The organism is Bradyrhizobium sp. Ses1 (assembly GCF_059512365.1).
Window position 1 is genome coordinate 15630 of record NZ_JCAMOQ010000071.1, and the last position, 16005, is coordinate 31634.

The 16005-nt window shown below is 63.0% G+C and carries 10 protein-coding genes and 3 pseudogenes; 7 read left to right on the top strand and 6 right to left on the bottom strand.

The genetic code is table 11. The features are described 5' to 3' along the window. Positions 1-12: 12 nt before the first annotated feature. Positions 13-3435 carry an autotransporter outer membrane beta-barrel domain-containing protein gene (locus AC5ZG5_RS41840; RefSeq protein WP_456646551.1) on the bottom strand — a complete coding sequence of 1141 codons (3423 nt, stop codon included), beginning with the start codon at positions 3433-3435 and terminating at the stop codon, positions 13-15. Positions 3436-3836: 401 nt separating this feature from the next. On the opposite strand from AC5ZG5_RS41840, the gene AC5ZG5_RS41845 reads away from it, so the two are divergent. Together AC5ZG5_RS41845 and AC5ZG5_RS41850 are read left to right on the top strand one after the other, a co-directional pair. Then, positions 3837-4823: a hypothetical protein gene (locus AC5ZG5_RS41845; RefSeq protein WP_130231932.1), complete on the top strand. Its 987-nt coding sequence runs from the start codon at positions 3837-3839 to the stop codon at positions 4821-4823. 89 nt (positions 4824-4912) lie between these two features. After that, positions 4913-5777: pseudogene (locus AC5ZG5_RS41850) on the top strand (IS630 family transposase). Positions 5778-6035: 258 nt separating this feature from the next. Here AC5ZG5_RS41850 and AC5ZG5_RS41855 read toward each other — a convergent pair. Next, complete coding sequence (locus AC5ZG5_RS41855; RefSeq protein WP_130230403.1) at positions 6036-6218, bottom strand: hypothetical protein; 183 nt, start codon at positions 6216-6218, stop codon at positions 6036-6038. A 659-nt stretch (positions 6219-6877) separates the two neighbouring features. Here AC5ZG5_RS41855 and AC5ZG5_RS41860 point away from each other — a divergent pair. Then, positions 6878-7036 carry a hypothetical protein gene (locus AC5ZG5_RS41860; protein ID WP_165435593.1) on the top strand — a complete coding sequence of 53 codons (159 nt, stop codon included), beginning with the start codon at positions 6878-6880 and terminating at the stop codon, positions 7034-7036. Positions 7037-7539: 503 nt separating this feature from the next. On the opposite strand, the gene repC is transcribed toward AC5ZG5_RS41860, so the two are convergent. The 3 genes from repC to repA all read right to left on the bottom strand — a co-directional run bounded on the left by repC (position 7540) and on the right by repA (position 11200). Next, entirely contained in the window at positions 7540-8772 is a 1233-nt protein-coding gene (gene repC / locus AC5ZG5_RS41865) for a plasmid replication protein RepC (RefSeq protein WP_456646550.1), read from the bottom strand. A gap of 197 nt (positions 8773-8969) precedes the next feature. Next, positions 8970-9989 carry a plasmid partitioning protein RepB gene (gene repB, locus AC5ZG5_RS41870; protein ID WP_456646549.1) on the bottom strand — a complete coding sequence of 340 codons (1020 nt, stop codon included), beginning with the start codon at positions 9987-9989 and terminating at the stop codon, positions 8970-8972. Further along, positions 9986-11200 carry a plasmid partitioning protein RepA gene (repA, locus tag AC5ZG5_RS41875; protein ID WP_130230411.1) on the bottom strand — a complete coding sequence of 405 codons (1215 nt, stop codon included), beginning with the start codon at positions 11198-11200 and terminating at the stop codon, positions 9986-9988. The genes repB and repA overlap by 4 nt, the downstream gene beginning before the upstream one ends. A gap of 1802 nt (positions 11201-13002) precedes the next feature. Here repA and AC5ZG5_RS41880 point away from each other — a divergent pair. The 3 genes and pseudogenes from AC5ZG5_RS41880 to AC5ZG5_RS41890 all read left to right on the top strand — a co-directional run bounded on the left by AC5ZG5_RS41880 (position 13003) and on the right by AC5ZG5_RS41890 (position 15125). Further along, on the top strand, positions 13003-13248 hold the full coding sequence (locus AC5ZG5_RS41880) for a type II toxin-antitoxin system VapB family antitoxin (RefSeq protein WP_061880551.1): 246 nt from the start codon (positions 13003-13005) through the stop codon (positions 13246-13248). After that, positions 13248-13644, top strand: a pseudogene (locus AC5ZG5_RS41885) (type II toxin-antitoxin system VapC family toxin). The gene AC5ZG5_RS41880 and the pseudogene AC5ZG5_RS41885 overlap by 1 nt, the downstream one beginning before the upstream one ends. Positions 13645-13940: 296 nt before the next feature. Then, entirely contained in the window at positions 13941-15125 is a 1185-nt protein-coding gene (locus AC5ZG5_RS41890) for an RHE_PE00001 family protein (RefSeq protein WP_456646548.1), read from the top strand. 301 nt (positions 15126-15426) lie between these two features. On the opposite strand, the pseudogene AC5ZG5_RS41895 reads toward AC5ZG5_RS41890, so the two are convergent. After that, positions 15427-15697, bottom strand: a pseudogene (locus AC5ZG5_RS41895) (type II toxin-antitoxin system RelE/ParE family toxin). Positions 15698-15808: 111 nt separating this feature from the next. On the opposite strand from AC5ZG5_RS41895, the gene AC5ZG5_RS41900 reads away from it, so the two are divergent. After that, the coding region (locus AC5ZG5_RS41900) for a helix-turn-helix domain-containing protein (protein ID WP_496165525.1) at positions 15809-16005 on the top strand (197 nt) is incomplete at its 3' end.

The following is a 16005-nucleotide window of genomic DNA, read 5'->3' on the forward strand; positions in this document are numbered from 1 at the left end:
CCAAACAGACCTTCAGAAGCTGACCCTGATCTGCGCTGATCCGCCGATGCGGTTGGCGCTGGCGGAAAGTTCTCCGTCGAGGTTGAGGCCGAGCGTGATGCATTCGCTGAGGCGGGCACTGGTGCCGGCGGCGATAAGCGCGCTGTTGCGATCGGCTGCCGCGCCCGTGGCCCTGAAGGCGGCGGAGGACAGCCCCACCAGGCTCGCCGTTAGGTCGCTCTCGCGCTGGAAGTGATGTGCCCAGGCCGCGCGGACATAGCCGGTGGCGGGAACGCCGCCGAAGAGGCCGTCGGCGTCGAGCTGTAGGCCGAACTCGCTGCGCGAGGTGGTCTCGCTACGCCTGCTCAAGGCGAGCGCCCCCGCGCTGGCACCCGCCCAGTTCGCCTCGACGACCGCCGGATTGCGGACGTGCGTCGCCTGCAGTGCGGCCAGGGGCGAGAGGCTGAGTCCGTTCCAGGTGACGGCGGCCGCGCTCGCCTGCAGGCGACCGCTCCAGGCCGTGGTCTCGTAGGATGAGGACAGGCTCGAGCCCAGCGCCGGGATGCTGCGGCTGACGTCGTTTTCGAGCCTTGCGTACCCCGCTGCGGCGCCGAGCTTGACCGGGCCGAGTTGGGTCGTGCCGTAGAGTCCGGCCTGGAAGACATCGGCATCGACCTTGCCGACGAGCCCGGACAGCGAGGCGCGGGCCTTGCCGCCGGCGACGGCGAGGCCGGCGATCGTGCCCGGCGTCAGTCGCATATCGATGCCGGTGGCGAGATGGGTATCGTCGATGGTGCGTCGGGCCGAACCGATCGCGGCGTCGCCGTCGGTGCGGCCATGCGAACCGAAGGCCGAGCCCCAGACCGAATAACCGGACGCATCGAGCTGCGACGCGACGCCCGTTTTCTCGTTGCCTTTGTGGACCAGCCCGGACCGGGTCGCAGATCCCGTGCCTGCTGCACTGGCACCAAGTCGCCCGGCCGCCATCGGATCGAGCATCGCGCGTAGGAATTGGTCGGCTGCTACCTTGGCCATAGCCGGGGCGGCGGTGTGTATCTCTCCGGAAAGCTGGTTGATCGCAGCTGGGATCACCGCAGCCGGCAGGTTGTAGATCGCGAACAGCAGGGAGGGATCGCCCCCAGCCGCGACGGCCGTGTCGATCGCCGTTGCCACCGAATAGGCATTGGCTGGCGCGACGCCCGCGGGATTGAGAGCACCAACGGTCGGCGCCAGCTGCTGGGGCGTGAGCGTCAGTTGGACGTCGGTCGGAGTATAGCCCATCACCATCGCGACTCCGACGCCGAACGTGCCGGCCACATCGACGGGGCTGAACGTGCCGGTGCGGCCGCCAGCCGCCGAAAGCAGCGTATAAGGCGTGTTGAAAACATAGGGGCCGCCGAGCGGAATGATCTTGAACGTGCCGGCGAGCGCGGCCGTGCCGGTGACGTTGATCCGATCCGAGACCGCGCCCTGCATCTCCGCCTCGTAAACTGAGCCTGCACCGAGCGTCAGATTGCCGTTCACGGTCAACGTTCCCGGCGAATTGCCTGGAGCCAGGATGCCGCCATTGACGACTGTCGTAGGGAGCGCGCCGGAGCCGCCAAGCCGTGCCCCCGCTGCCACCGTCACGCCTGACGACGACGCGATCGACCCGTTCACGACCAGCTTCCCCTCATTGACGAGGGTCGAGCCGGTATAGGCGCTATTGCCTTCCAATGTCAGGGGGCCCGAAGTCTCCTTGACCAGAGACAGACGGCCAACCCCATCCTCCAGATATCCCTTGAAAGAGCCGGACCCCACACTGAGCGTTGCGGAACCGGCTACATTGTTGCTGATACGGCCTGCGCTCCCCTGCAGATAAGGCAACCGCAAGTCGAACCCGCCGACATTCAGTGTTCCGCCGGCCATGGTCAGGCCGCCCGTGCCGAGCGCATCTGCGGCCGCTAGCGTGACCGAACCGTCTGCGATAGTCGTGCCGCCCGAATAGGAGTTCGCCGCGCTCAACAGCAGCGATCCCGGGCCCGCCTTGGTGAGCGCGCCGGTCCCGCTGATCACGCCGGATTGCAGCAATGTGTGGGTCGAATCCGCGACATCGATCGTGCCGCCTCCCGGACCCAGAGTGATCGTGCGGGCAAGAACCGGAAATCCCGTTCCGGTCACGCGGAGGGCTCCACCGTCGAAGCTCAGGCCCGCGGCACCGGCGCCCAGACTGCCATTCGATGCAACCGACAATGTACCGCCGTTAATGGACCATGGCGTGGCATTCGAGGTGGTGCCAATCAGGGTCCAGGTTGCGGCCCCCAGCTTTTCGAACGACGCGAAGCCGCGATATTGCCCGGATGCGCCGACCTCCGAGATGTCGAATGAAGCGTCATTCGTCCCGCCAAGGGCGAGCGTTCCGCTGGCGCCCGCACCGGTATCGACCACAACATTGCCGGTGATCGCGGAATAGGTCCCGCGAGCATTCGCGGCTTGCAGTTCAAGCCGGTTCACACCGCCGCTGAACAATATCGCATTGGCTCGCGGGCCGGCGCCCCCATCCGCCAAACCGCCACTGATCGACCCGGCATTGGTGACCGACAGATCCGAACCTGAAATGCCGATCCCGCCCAAGCCAGCGGCGCCCGTCGTCGTAGTGTTATAAATGGATCCGCCTGCACCGCCGTTGCCGCCCAAAATAGTCCCGCTGTTGAAGATGGTGTTGCCCGATCCGTGGATGGCATCTCCACCCGCCCCTCCGGAACTGGCGGGCGCGTCGTATGAGCTGCCGCCTCTTCCGCCCGCACCGCCAATAATCGTGCCGGCCGAATTGATGACCTGGCCGGAGCCCAGCACCCCGGCTCCCCCTGCTCCTCCATCCCCTCCGGCGATCATGGACCCCTGTAGAGCCCCTCCCCAACCACCGCCGATCCCTCCCGCTCCACCCGCGAGGGTGCCAGACAACAGATCGAGACGAGAGCCCGCGGCGGTGAAGCCGACGCCTGCGCCTCCGCCGCCTCCAAACCCGCCGCCGATATTCGTAACTGCGTTGAGAGAGGCCGGACCATACCCATTACCGCCGGCCCCGCCGCTGATTGCACCCGATGTTCTGACATCGACCACGATCGCGCCTGCTCCGGTGGCGAGAATGCCGTAACCGCCGGCGCCGCCACCGCCACCGCCACCCTCTAATGCCAATCCGCCGCGGCCACCGGCACCTCCGGCGAAGGAGCTGTTGACATTCACAGGCCCGCCGGCAGCGACCAGGCCGCTTCCGCCGCCGCCACCGCCGCTGCCGCTCTGGCCCGGGCCCGCGGAACCGTTGCCGTCTCCCCCTTTGCCACCGTTGCTGAAGTGCCCGTCCACGCCAGCTGCACCGCCGGCTGAGCCGGAGGATGAGATGCCGCCAGCTTGACCGGCCCCGCCTCCTCCTCCGCCGCCGCCTCCGGTGCCGCCGCTGCCTGGACTTCCAGCCATAAAGGGCCCGCCGCCTGCACCGCCCGGCTGGGCGCCGCTGCCAAATCCGCCATTGCCTCCGGACTGGGCAGCAGCAAGGTGAGGCGCAAATAGGACAAGGATAACAACGGCGTGAGCAATTCCGCGCAGCTGCGAACGTCGCACGTTCCGTGTAATGAAACGGGAGCTCTGCACGAACCGAGATTTGTCAGCGATCTTCATCGGGCACCATTTTTACCCGGCGCCAGACGAGGAGGCGGTCATGTTGATTAAGTCAACGTTCATGGGGCCTGGTGAAAGTCGGGAGCATAGAAAAGCGTGAGGAGTACGACCCGCGTAAACCGAGGGAAGCCGCGTTGGATTAACCGCTTCTCGTACAGATGCCGGAAACGGCGAAGTCCAAACTTTGCAGGTATCTCACGATGAACAACGGTTTCGAGCCAGCTTGTAACTCCGGGCGCCTTCATCCCGTGGTGGCTGCTTATGCGGAATGGCCGGTTTGGCGCCGAGCGGGAGACCTGCTCCGCTTGGCATCATTCCGCCCCGCTTTGCATGCCCACTGCAAGGCGATGATGCAGCCGCCGGAGAGCGCTTGGCCGGCGGATAAGTTCTTCGGGCAGAAGCTGCGCTATCTCGTTTCCTATGCCTTGATCGGTCAAGATGCCCGTTGGCGGAGGAGCGGAGGAGAGCTGCCGACGCTCTCCTCACTTCAACGGGCGGCGCATGCGAGCGCCCGGCAGGTATCTAATCTCGTCGCATCGTTGAAGTTGGGCGGGTATGTCGTCGCAATCCGCTCTTCTGACGATCGGCGCGTTGTGCGGCTGCAGCCTACGATGACGCTAAGCCTGGAAATTGCTCGCTCCCCACTGGCGTTTCTGGAAGCCTCCGAGCTCATTGATCCCCCGCCAAGACCACTCGCCACACAACTGCGCGCCGAAGGCGACACGCTGGGCGACTGGCTCGGCTATTCCTACGATCTGTTCGTCCAGCAAGACCTCTACTTTACGCCTTTCGTGAACATTGTTCGGCTGACTGAACAGGATTGCGGCTACCCGGTTCTCTCGGCCGTGCTGAGTGCGCATTATGGCGGCGGCATCAGTAAGGCTGAACCTGTGCTACTTTCCTACGGCGCACTGGCAGAGCGCTTCCGTCTCTCACGCCAGCATATCGGCAATATCTTCAATGAGGCTGAGAGACGCGGCTGCTTTGCAGTTGATCCCGGCGGCCGCACAGTGACGGTCATGCCCGACTTTCTGTGGGAGTTCGAAACCTGGGCCGCAGGTCAGATCGCCTTGTATCGCTTAATCGCAGAGCAAGTCAGCCAAGATCGATACGGTCAGGAGATTGATGCTTTACACCGTAGTGCGCCACAAGCTGACCTTGGCGCGTTGCCCGGAAGCGGACGCTAGAGCGTTTCATGGCTAAGCTGAATCGATAGGGATTCCCCTGAAGGCGGTTTGTGATTCAAGATGCTGGCTGGGCTGGAGGCCAGCATCTGATGAGCCGACCTCTTTCCAACGATCTTCGTGAGCGTGTTGTCGCAACGCCATCGGGCGACTGGTTCGGTGGCGCCTGGCAAGATGGGCGGACACCGCAAGCCGGTGCTGGAACCTCATCGCGCGTTCATCAAGGAACGGATCAGCCAGACGCCGCATCTGACGCTGCACAAGCTGAAGGACGAACTGGCCGCGCGTGGGATCAAGGTCTCGCACAATGCGGTCTGGATTTTCTACGGCGCGAAGGGCTGCGGTTCAAAAAAACACTATTCGCCCTTGAGCAGGCCAGCTCCGACGTTGCACGACGCGTCACCGTTGGCGGTCCTGGCAGGCCGGCCTGGATCCCAAGCGTCTCGTCTTCATCGACGAGACCTGGATCAAGACCAGCATGGCTCCGCTACGCGGTTGGGGACCAAAGGGCAAGCGGGTGCCGGGGTCTGCCCCGCACGGGCATTGGCAGACGCTGACCTTTCTCGGCGCTTTGCGCTGTGACGGCCTCATCGCCCCTTGCGTTTCGATGGGCCGATCAACGGTGAGTGCTTCCAAGCCTATGTCGAACAGCAGCTCGTTCCAGTTCTCAGGCCCGGCGACATCGTTATCATGGATCATCTCGGCAGCCACAAGTCGGCTGCTCTGCGTCGCCTCATCCGCGGGCACGGTGCCAGGCTGTGGTATCTGCCACCTTACTCACCCGACCTTAATCCGATCGAGCAGCCCTTCGCCAAGGTCAAGCACTGGATGCGCATCGCGCAGAAGCGCACCCTCGAAGATACTTGGCGACACCTCGGCAATCTCGTCGCAACAATCCAACCTCGCGAATGCAGCAACTACTTCGCAAACGCCGGATATGCTTCCGTCAAAATGTGAAACGCTCTAGAGAGCTGCGCCCATACCCACGTACGCGCCATGTGGATGCAACCTCGCCCTCCGCATCCATGCGACCAATGGGCCAAACAGATGCTAGCGTCGTGGACATGCCGGCAGCCGACTCCGCAGCGATTCCGCCGGCACGCACGACGGAACGAAGCTGGAAGTGCGGGTTGCAACCCCACAGCATTAGACAGGTTTGTCAGCACAATCGGCCCCAGCAGCAATCCGGCTGCCGGGCTCGATTTCAATCGGACGCTATTTGGCGGGTGGCCGCAGCGGGCTATCCGCCCACTTCCGGGCGGCGGGGTCGTGCAGCGGATCATCCTTGCAGGCAAGGCAAACATAACGCGACCGCCCATCGGCGACATCGACGGGAATGGCCGTCATCGCCTTTCCGCGCGACGGGCACAGCTTGCGGCTCGAACTTTGCGCAGGCATCGATATTTCCTGCCGAGCCGAGGTTAGTTTCATGCAGCCCGCCGACACAAGCGGTGCGCGCCGAAATCTGTCCGGATGGTGCCGCTCGCTTGACGCGTAGCGCCTCAAGATTGAAATTAAGCCTTCAGTGAAGTTGCGGGGGTGGCGTCGTGGAAGATTTCTACAGGGGCTTCGCGCAGCGGGCTCGCGATTTGGCCGAGAAGGCGGACCCGTTCACCAGGCGGCGGCTGCTCGATCTGGCACAACGATACGACCTGAAGAGCAGACCAGGATCCGGAGGCGACCCGCTCCCGCGTGCGACGCCGGCGGCCCTTTTTTTCCGGGTCCGGCCAAGCTTAACGAATCCATCCCGGCGGACCTAGTCGAGCGCGGTCCGGTCGTTGGTTTTCCGTGTCTTCGTAGACCGGGGCGACTGTTCACTGACTGCCGCTGGTCGGTCCAGACGCCACCTCTCTAGTATCTGCTGCGAAGCTATTGTGGCATTCGACGGCGTCCGGATCCGTGGTCAACGACTGCAAGTCGGTGGCACGAAGTTGGGCGCATCGAGCAAGCTTGCCCACGAACGGCTATCGAAGATCGAGCCGTCATTGAGACCTAGTTCACACGGCTCCGCGTTCCGGTCCTCTATGGTCCTGTCCCGCGTTCTTTGGAGGAAACAGATGATAGCCACCTTGTCGAGGGCGCTCTCGCGCGGCGCCCGTGCAGAAACCGACGTCGAGGACCTGAAGACCGTCGCGATCTTCTCCGGCGCCGGTCTGCTGCTGTCCCTTGTGGCGGCCATGGCCTTCAGCCTCGCGCTTGGCCCGGCGCCGTTCTGAAGGAAGACAGCCCGACGAAGTTGCGGCCTACTCGCGCGCACGATGTAGACACTTCCTCCGGCGTCTCCTCGTGTTTTTGCCAGCGGACTTCCTCCGCCCGAGCTCGCTCCTCGAGCGCAGTACGCTCCGTTTCGGTCCCCCACTTTCTCGTCATCCTCGCGCTAGGCGTTGTTCCTTTAGCGCCGCGTTGCGCGCGAGCCTTCTCATCGATCTTGCTCGGCCCGTTGGCAGCGTTGCCCTGCCGCCCCTCGCGGGCCCGATCGGTCGGTCGGCAGCGCGGCGTGCTCGGTAAAACGGCCGCTCCATCCGACCGGCCGCTGTCGCATGGCGCCCGGGGTGCGCAATGGCCGCACTGACGATCTCGGGGTCGCCAGTCTCCTGCGCGGCACCCTGATGAGGATTTGCCGCCGCAGCCAAGGCCCCATCAAATTCGACCTCAACCGCAAGCGAACCACGTACGCGTCAGCCCGAGCCGGTGGCGCACAGAGACGCTTACCCATCCGTCAGGCCGTTCGTTTTTCATGGAGCCGGGAGTTGATCTGCGACATCAGGATCGGCCCAAGAGAAAATTCCCCGACCTCCGCTTTCCGCGTCAGCCCACGCAAGTAACCGCCAGCGGATCTGATCGTGGTGCCGCGTTGCAGAATGCAGGCGACGACGACCGCCGCTTGCATTTCGCCCAGGACGGTTTGCGCCTCCTCCCAGGCGCTCGGGCTGATCCCCAGCATCGATCGCACAACCGCCGCCGTGGCGAGGAAATCGCGCCAGTTCGAAATCCCACCCTTCGCATAATCGACGATGTCCGGACATGCACTCAGGACCATTCCCAACGGATACGAACTTTCGGCGACTCGCGATGGTCGAGGTCTTGGCTCAGCTCCCGCCACCCTGCCTTTTGGAAGGCAAGGTTCAAGATCAGTGAGGGCTTCGGTATTTGAATTCTGTATGTGGCGCTCAGAATGGGACTCATTGGCGCTCGGATTCTTGGATTTGATGTGTGTTTCCAGAAGATTGAGCACGTCGTCAGCCAGTTGCGACAGCTCGTCAGCGATCGGCTCGAGCTCCTCGCGCGTCGCGGTGCGCGGAATCTGAGCGACCATTGCGCGGAAGGCGGCATGCACCTCCTGCCAATCGGCAGGCCCCTGCCCTGCCCTTCGCGTCGGGACGCCTTCCTCGATGCCGGTTGCAATCATCTTCGCGATGTCGCGCCGGCACAGCGTGATCCGTTCACGCACCAGCTTGAGTGCACGGGCTTCCGCTTCGATATCGGCCGCCAGGCCCTCAAACTCCTCTGACCGTACTACGAGCGGTGAAAGATCGAAGCCGAAGGCGAGCTCGATTTCGCCAGCATTGTCCTTCCGCGCATACCGCTTGCCATTCGGACTGTCGCGCCGAACGATCAGCCCCGCGTCGACCAGTACGGCCAGGTGACGCCTCAGCGTCGATGCCGGCATACCGTGCGCTCGCCGACTGAGCTGATGGTTCGACGGGAAGACGATCAGTTCATCCTCTCCTGTGAGCGCCGTCTCAGGATGGAAGGTCAGGAGCGCGTTAAGCACTGAGAGCGCGCGCTCGGACACGCCAAGCCGCGGCCGTGCCGTACAGATGGCATGAAAGATCTTCCATTTGTGCACGATCTTTTCGGGCGGGCGTTCTGTTGCGACCATATGGCTTGCCACATGGGCAAGTGTCAGCGATCGCCGCCCGAAGGGCGTCGTTGGAGAGTGTGACTGCATGTCTTTGCCTCAGCTGGGCAAAGGAAACCTGCTCGCCGAAACGACGATAAAATCGCGTAGAAACTCTTGACTGCGATTCGCGAAAGTGATTCTCTGTTAGTCGCCAAACTTGAAGAGAAGGGCTTCCGGAACTGCGTTTCGGGGGCCTTTTTCTTTTGCCTTGTCTGCTCCTGGTCTGCGTTTGCGGGACGAGGCCGTCAGGCCTCGGTGCTTTCCTGACCGCTGCTCGTCTTGGAAAACGCGTCGAACAGGGCCGGGAGTTGGTCGACAAGAAATGCCGCGAATGTCGTCGAGACATTCTTGTCGATGGTGAGCTTCAATTCGCGCTCGGCCTGACGCACGTGCGCGATTTTGTCTCCGGATACGGAAAAGACAGGCTTCTCTTCGGATGGCTTCGATGGTCCCGCGGAAGATGGACGGCTTGCCGCCGTGAATGCTGCAAGGAATCGAGCATCAGTTTCTCGCTCTGCAAATTTAGGTTCGGCGATCGCCGTCCTGACACGTTTGAGCGCCGCTACATCCTTGATCAATTCAGCAAATGACTGCCAGCGGCCGCGGCCAACTTTCGGAGCCTTCCCGATTGCTTGAATGACTTCGGCTGGGACCGATCGAGCCACGGCAAGAAGCTTTGACGCCTCTGCCCGATCGATCGACAAGGCGTCTTGCACGATTGACCGGCTGTGCCCGGCATCTTCGATATGCATCGCGAAGGTCGCGCGCTCGATGAAACTCAAATCTTCGCGTGGTGCGTTCTCGAGTCCTTGCGCCACGACAAGCGCTTCATCTGACAGCGCTCGCAGGACCGCTTTGACTGAAATGCCTAGTTCGCGTGTGGCGCGGACGCGGCGATGACCATAGGCGCTCTGGTAGCGCCCTTTCGCTTCAGGATGCTCCCGAACGAGAATGGGCACCTCTTGGCCGCGCTGTGCGATCGACTGTTTGAGAGCCTCGAACGAGCTATCATCCTGGTCGCGAAACCGGTCGGCCAGCGGTGACGGATCGACGAGCGAGGGGTCAATTTCAAGGATCACAGCCCCGGATGCAATTCTTTCGCGAAGCTCGTCGTTCTCTTTCTCGACTTCGGAAAAGGAGTCTTTCAACGAGCGGACCGAGCCTGACGAGACCCGCGGCAGTGCACCGGGCACGTTGTCAGCTGACAACGCGGTTGATTGCGGGGCCGTGAAAAGGCTCTTGATGGTGTCTGTGCGTTTGCTCATCGACCCCACACCTTCTTAAGAAGTTGCGCGATTTCGGCATTGACCGAGTCGACCGATTCCAACGCCCGGTCGTAGGCACCTCGCCCTACGGCGCCGCGCTCCAGCTCATACAGTGATTGCTTAGTGAGGCCGGCATTGGCGATCGCGGTCGATTTCCACACCGTGGCCTGGAGCACATCCGATCCAAAAAGGGTGCGGAGGAGCGCCACGATTTGAGCTTCGGGCACGTCATTAGGATCGTGACGCGTGATGACATACCGGATGAAATCGTGGTCGAGGCGCCCACCCGCTTCCTCGATGACGGACATGAGGTCCGACGTCATGAGGAGAAATTGGCTCATGGATGCGACATCGACCATCTGAGGATGGATGGTCACGAGCATCGCGGTCGCCGCGTTTAGCGCGCCCATGGTCAAGTAACCAAGTTGGGGTGGGCAGTCGATGACGACGACGTCGTAGTCGTCGGCGACCTGGTCGATGGCGCTGGCGACACGGCGAAAGAATAGGTCGTGTCCGCGTTCACGCCGCTCGACCATTGCTCGAGGCGTGGTGTGCTCGAACTCCATAAGCTCGAGATTGCCTGGAACGAGACCTATCCCGTCAAAATAGGTCGGCCGAACGACCTCGCGCATTGGCCGCCGGTGTTCGTCATATCGTATGGCGCCGTAGAGGGTTTCGTTCGCGGCGATGTCGAACTCGGGTTGGTACCCGAACATTGCTGACAGCGAAGCTTGCGGATCGAGATCGATCGCCAGGACCCGAAAGCCGGCGAGGGCGAGGTATTGCGAAAGATACAATGCCGTCGTCGTCTTGGCGGAACCGCCTTTGAAGTTCGCGACGGTGATGATTTGGAGCTTGTCACCAAGGCGGCGGCGCGGGAGAAATTCCAATGCTTCGCGCGGCCGCGCGGTGGCGAGATACCCGCGCAACTCATGAATCTGAGCCAGAGTATAAGATCGGCGGCCACCGGTTCCCGTCGTCGGGGTCGGTCCAAGTCCGTCGAGAGAAAGTTGTCGAAGGTACCCATCGGACACGCCCGCAATTCGGGCGACCTCTCCTGAGGTGAACGACCGGAGCGACTTGCTCGCCGAAGGCGGGAAAAGCGTCGTCGCGAGCGAGCGAAGTTGGCCGGAAAGAATGCCGGCATGCCGAGAGATCCGCGCAGACGCAGTCTCGCTCATCGTAACCGAATCTTCCGCTAAGATCGCCATTTGCCTTCTCAAGACGGTTTCTGCGCGTCAGACGCCTGATCTCCGTCTTGAGAGATGGCCACGATTCTATGATTTGAGCAAGAAATAAAGAGTTAACGAGTTCTTAACGCTCGATGCCATGCCCAACAGCGAGCAGCGGCTTTTTGGACGCATCGCGATGTTGTTGTCAGCTGACAACAACGGCCCCAGCCGGTGGAGCTTTTACTATAGCGTGAGTCGGCTCGGCTGCGCGGGTCCCCGAGCGTCATTTCGTACCTCACCACCCGCTTCACCGATCGGTGTTGCTATCGTACGGATGCGCCGACGCCTCCGTCCATCCGCAGCCCCCCTCGTCTCTGGCGTCCAAGTCGGCGCGCACTGCCGTTTGACGCGCGGTTGATCCCTGCCGCGCGGGCGTCGCTATTCCCCGTTTCCCAGCAAGTCGTTGCCCCGGAGAATCGCATTCCTCGTAATGTACTGTGGGCTCGCACCCGATGCCGAGGACCGACGGTCCCACCAAAGGCGCCCTCCCCGTCTCGTTGAAGCGCCAGAGCTGGATGGCGAGCGGGGGGAAGTGTTCGCTCGCTCGAGCGGCACGCTGGGCTATCTATCGCGGTGTGGATCGACGCACCACTGCGGCACTAAGCTGGGCCGCCGCTTGCCAAGGCGACAGCGAGCCCCACACGGTAGCAGGTCTCCGCCAATCAGCCGAACGAACAAGCGTCGAGCAATCAACCGAGTGCATTCCGGGTCATTCGCGCTTGCTATTGCGCTGCCGGCTATACCGAGCCCCGAAACCACGAGCCGCAAGGCCGACCAACACCTAGCGCGGCGGGGCCCCTCCTCATCGGTGCCACATGCGATCTGTTTCGGCGAGGGAGGCCAATGCGCGGTCGGGCCACCACCTTAAGCGGCACGGCCGTGCGGCGGATCGACCTCGCGCCGGGCCGGATTCAATCTTAACGCCTGGCGTCCAGATACCCCGGATGCCGTCGCGAGCCTTCGAGTTCGAGGCGAGCACGCCGCATCGGATCCCTTCCTGGACGAGACGTTTCGATCGCAGGGGGGACGTCGTCCCATCGGGGACGCCGCACAGATTGTTGTCAGCTGACAACATCCCCCTTAGTCCGAACCCGCCCAACGGGATGGCGGCGTCCCGGTCGGGCAGGCGGAGCCGCCGCCGGACCTTGGGTGATCACGGCCGGCATCGGGGGTCGAGCCATGACCGCGGATCGTCGGGAAGAACCAGCCGAAGAGCAGGCGGAGCTCACGCCTCGATCCGGCCTGTCAGGAAGTTGATCCGCAGCATCCAGCGTCGGAACGCCACTCCATCGGCGGCAGCAAGGCGGATCTACAATCCAATCTCGCAGAGTTGCGTGACGCCGAATGCGGCCGATCGGGCGCGGAAAGTCGCCTCGCGCTCCGGTGCCAGATAGTAACCGGCCGCTAGCACTGTTGTCAGCTGACAACAAGACCCTAAGCCTACCAAGGAAATGGATGTTGTCAGCTGACAACAATCTGTGCCTTCCAGCCCGCCGACGCGCGTCCTTCCAGTCGTCGACGATCCGCGCCCTAATGAATTCAGGAGCCGGGACCAGGTTGTCCTCAGCCCGAGCCCGGTCGAGGTCATGGCGTGTGGTCTTGATGGGAAACAGGGCCCGGAAGGCCAGAAGGTGGCATTCATAGAATGCTAACCATAGAAATCTCCGGCCTCCGTGTGCTTTACGACCTTCTCCATCAGATTTCGCGAGAATACCCGGCCTTCACGCGGTGTATCCGGAACGTTATATAAGGATACACGATACACGCTAGAGGAGCGCCGCATGGCCTTCCATATCAAGAATCCGGAGACTGACGCGCTGGCCCGCAGGGTCGCGGCGCTGAAGAAAATCGGGCTGACCGAGGCCGTGCACACGGCACTCGCCCATGAACTCGAGCGCGAGCAGGGCAAGCCGTCATTAGTCGACCTGGGCGTCCAGTTTTGTCGCGATTTGAAGGCAAAGGGCAATCCGCAGAGCGGCAAGCCTGCTGACAAGGCGTTCCGCGACAGCCTGTACGAGGATTCCTGATGCTCATCGACGCTTCGGCGCTCACCGCGATGCTGACCGACGAAGACGAGGCGCGCGAGTTGCTGGCGCGCGTGCAGCAAAGCACAACGCGGCTGACCTCGCCGCTGGCCGTGTGGGAGGCGGCGATTGCCATCGCCCGCGTGCTCGATCTGCCGATCGCCGCGGCGGCCGAAGCTGTCGAGAGCTATCTCGCGCTGATGGAAATCAAAATGGTGAACGTTGCGCCCGAAACAGCCCGCATCGCGCTCGACGCCTTCGACCGCTTCGGCAAGGGCCGGCACCCGGCGCGGCTCAATTTCGGGGAACTGTTTCGCCCACGCCTGCGCCCGATATCTTGGCGAACCGTTGATGTTCAAGGGCGCCGATTTTCCGCAGACCGACATCGAGGCGGCCTGACAAGCGCTACTATCGGAGCGAGCCTGAGCGTGGCAGAAGTAATGAACGCTGATTCGCGGCGAAGCCACCGAACCGACGCGGGGAAGCCAGCCCGATAGCCGTGATGACAGTCGATCGAGGAGGACATCTGAGCGCGGAGGGCGGCCGACGCGTCCGGAAGAGGGCAGGGGAGCTGCCAGCGGCGCATCTTCTTGGCGGTTTGGCGCCGACCGGCGGCTAGCCTGGCTTGAGGCCGCCAGAACTCGTTGATTTGCGAACCGAAATTGAATCCCAGGCGGTCCGGAACCGACATCGCTATGACGGAAGCGAAAGCCGTGTTAGCTTCCGTTTCGCTGGTTCCCATTAAGGTTATCAGGACCTTGCTGCCTACCTACAAAATCCCCGATCCGCTGCCCTGGGCCCAGCTCGTCGGGCCGCTCGCCGCCGCCGAGGATGCTGTGGCCCGCTTCGACGAGCGGCTGGCCAAAAGCCCAATCCGCGACGGCGCAATCAGCCGGACACACTTCACCGATGCCTGCGCCAGTCTGTGGCTGGACGGCGAACTTGTCCACCTCGATGACCTCGTGCTCCACGACGCCGGCATGGACGTCCGCGCTCCCACCCATGAGCTGACTCGCGCCCACGCCGTGCTGCGCGCCCGTCGGCGCATCGCCGAGGCGAAGCCCGATTGGGCGCTGTCGGCTCCGGGGCTCGCCAGCCTGCGCGGCAGGGGCGAGCGAGAAGAGGAGACAGGCGAGGGAAATTTTGAGGTCGACGACGACGCCGAGCGGGAGGAGGTGGGTCTCGAATTGTCCCTCGGTGTCCGCGAGACCGATCCCCGTCTGGCCGCCGCTTTCGACGCGATCGACGCAGCGAACGCCAGGGCGGAGCGCAGGCTTGCCGACGAGACCCGGTTTCGGCCGGAGCGGGATTCTCTCATCTACGATCCCGACTGGGATGAGGAGGAACGCCTCGATCACTGGCGCGATGTGGTCGACCAGACTCGCGGCTTGCCGCCGACGCTGGCGGGGGCGATTGCCGCCGACGCCTGGGGTGAGATCGAACCGCTCGAGCACACCCCTTGGCTCGGCCGCCTGCTCGCCGCGGCATTGTTGAGGGACCGCGGCAAAACGCGCTCGCATCTGCCGTGCCTGCATGCTGGGCTAAAGAACATTCCGCGTGCGCGCCGGCGGCCACGCGACGCCGCAGCGCGTTTGGTCGTGCAACTCGAGGCCATCACGGCCGCCGCCGAGTCTGGCCGCAAGGACCACGACCGCTGGCTGATGACCAGAAACCTGCTCGCCCGAAAACTCGCCGGCCGTCGCGCCACTTCAAAACTGCCGGCTCTCCTCGACTACGTGCTGACGAGGCCGATCGTCTCGGCGGGCATGATCGCGGCGGAACTCGAGATCACTCCCCGTGCTGCCCAAAACCTGGTCGCCGAGCTCGGCCTGCGCGAGGCGACCGGGCGGGGACGCTACCGGGCGTGGGGCGTCCTGTAGAGGCGAAAGTCCGTGCTGTGAACGCTCGGCGGAAAGGCCGCCTCGTCCAGATGAATAAGGCACCCACAAAAATGCCGCGCGGTTGAAATCCAGCGCAGCGGCCGTTTCCAGCGCCCGAAGGTGTGACGAAAGCTCCGGTCACGCTCGAGACGCTGACCAAGGCCTTTATTCGTCCGGCACGCACGCGAGACGAAGGCTTGAAGATTTAGTTTGATCGTACTTATCGTAGGCAACCTACGATATATGCAATAAATCGAAACTTGCCCGTCCAGCTGGTCGCACGATACTGTACGGAGCCGCCTCAATCGTCGTTGGTAAGTTCGTCTGGCCACATCTGCGGCGCCATGGAGCACGCGCAAGATGCGAACGGTATCGCCGTCGACCAGGTACGCCGCGACATAAGATGTACGCGGAATGACCAACTCGCGCGTCCCAGCGACACGCCCCGGCCGACCGCTATCCGGAAAGGCGAGCAGGCGCCGCGCGGCATTCGCAATCTGTTCGTCGACATGGACCGCGGCACGAGAATTCTCGGCCTCGATGTAGCTGAAAATGCTGTCGCGATCGGACAACGCGAAGCGCGACCAGACTAAAGCGGAATGAAGTTAGCTTGAATCGATTTGGGATTCCCAAATCAGGCGGTTTCTGATTCCCCATGCTGGCTGGGCTGGAGGCCGGCATGGATGGGCAAGCCTTACTCTTTGGATTTGAGGAAGCGGGTCGTTGCGGCGGTTGTGAGTGGAGGGCTGTCGTGCCATGAGGCGGCCGAGCAGTTCGGGATCGCCGTCAGCACTGCCATTGATTGGGTGCGCCGGCAGCGCGAGACCGGCAGCATCGCGCCCGGCAAGATGGGTGGGCACCGGCCGAAAGCGATTTCTGG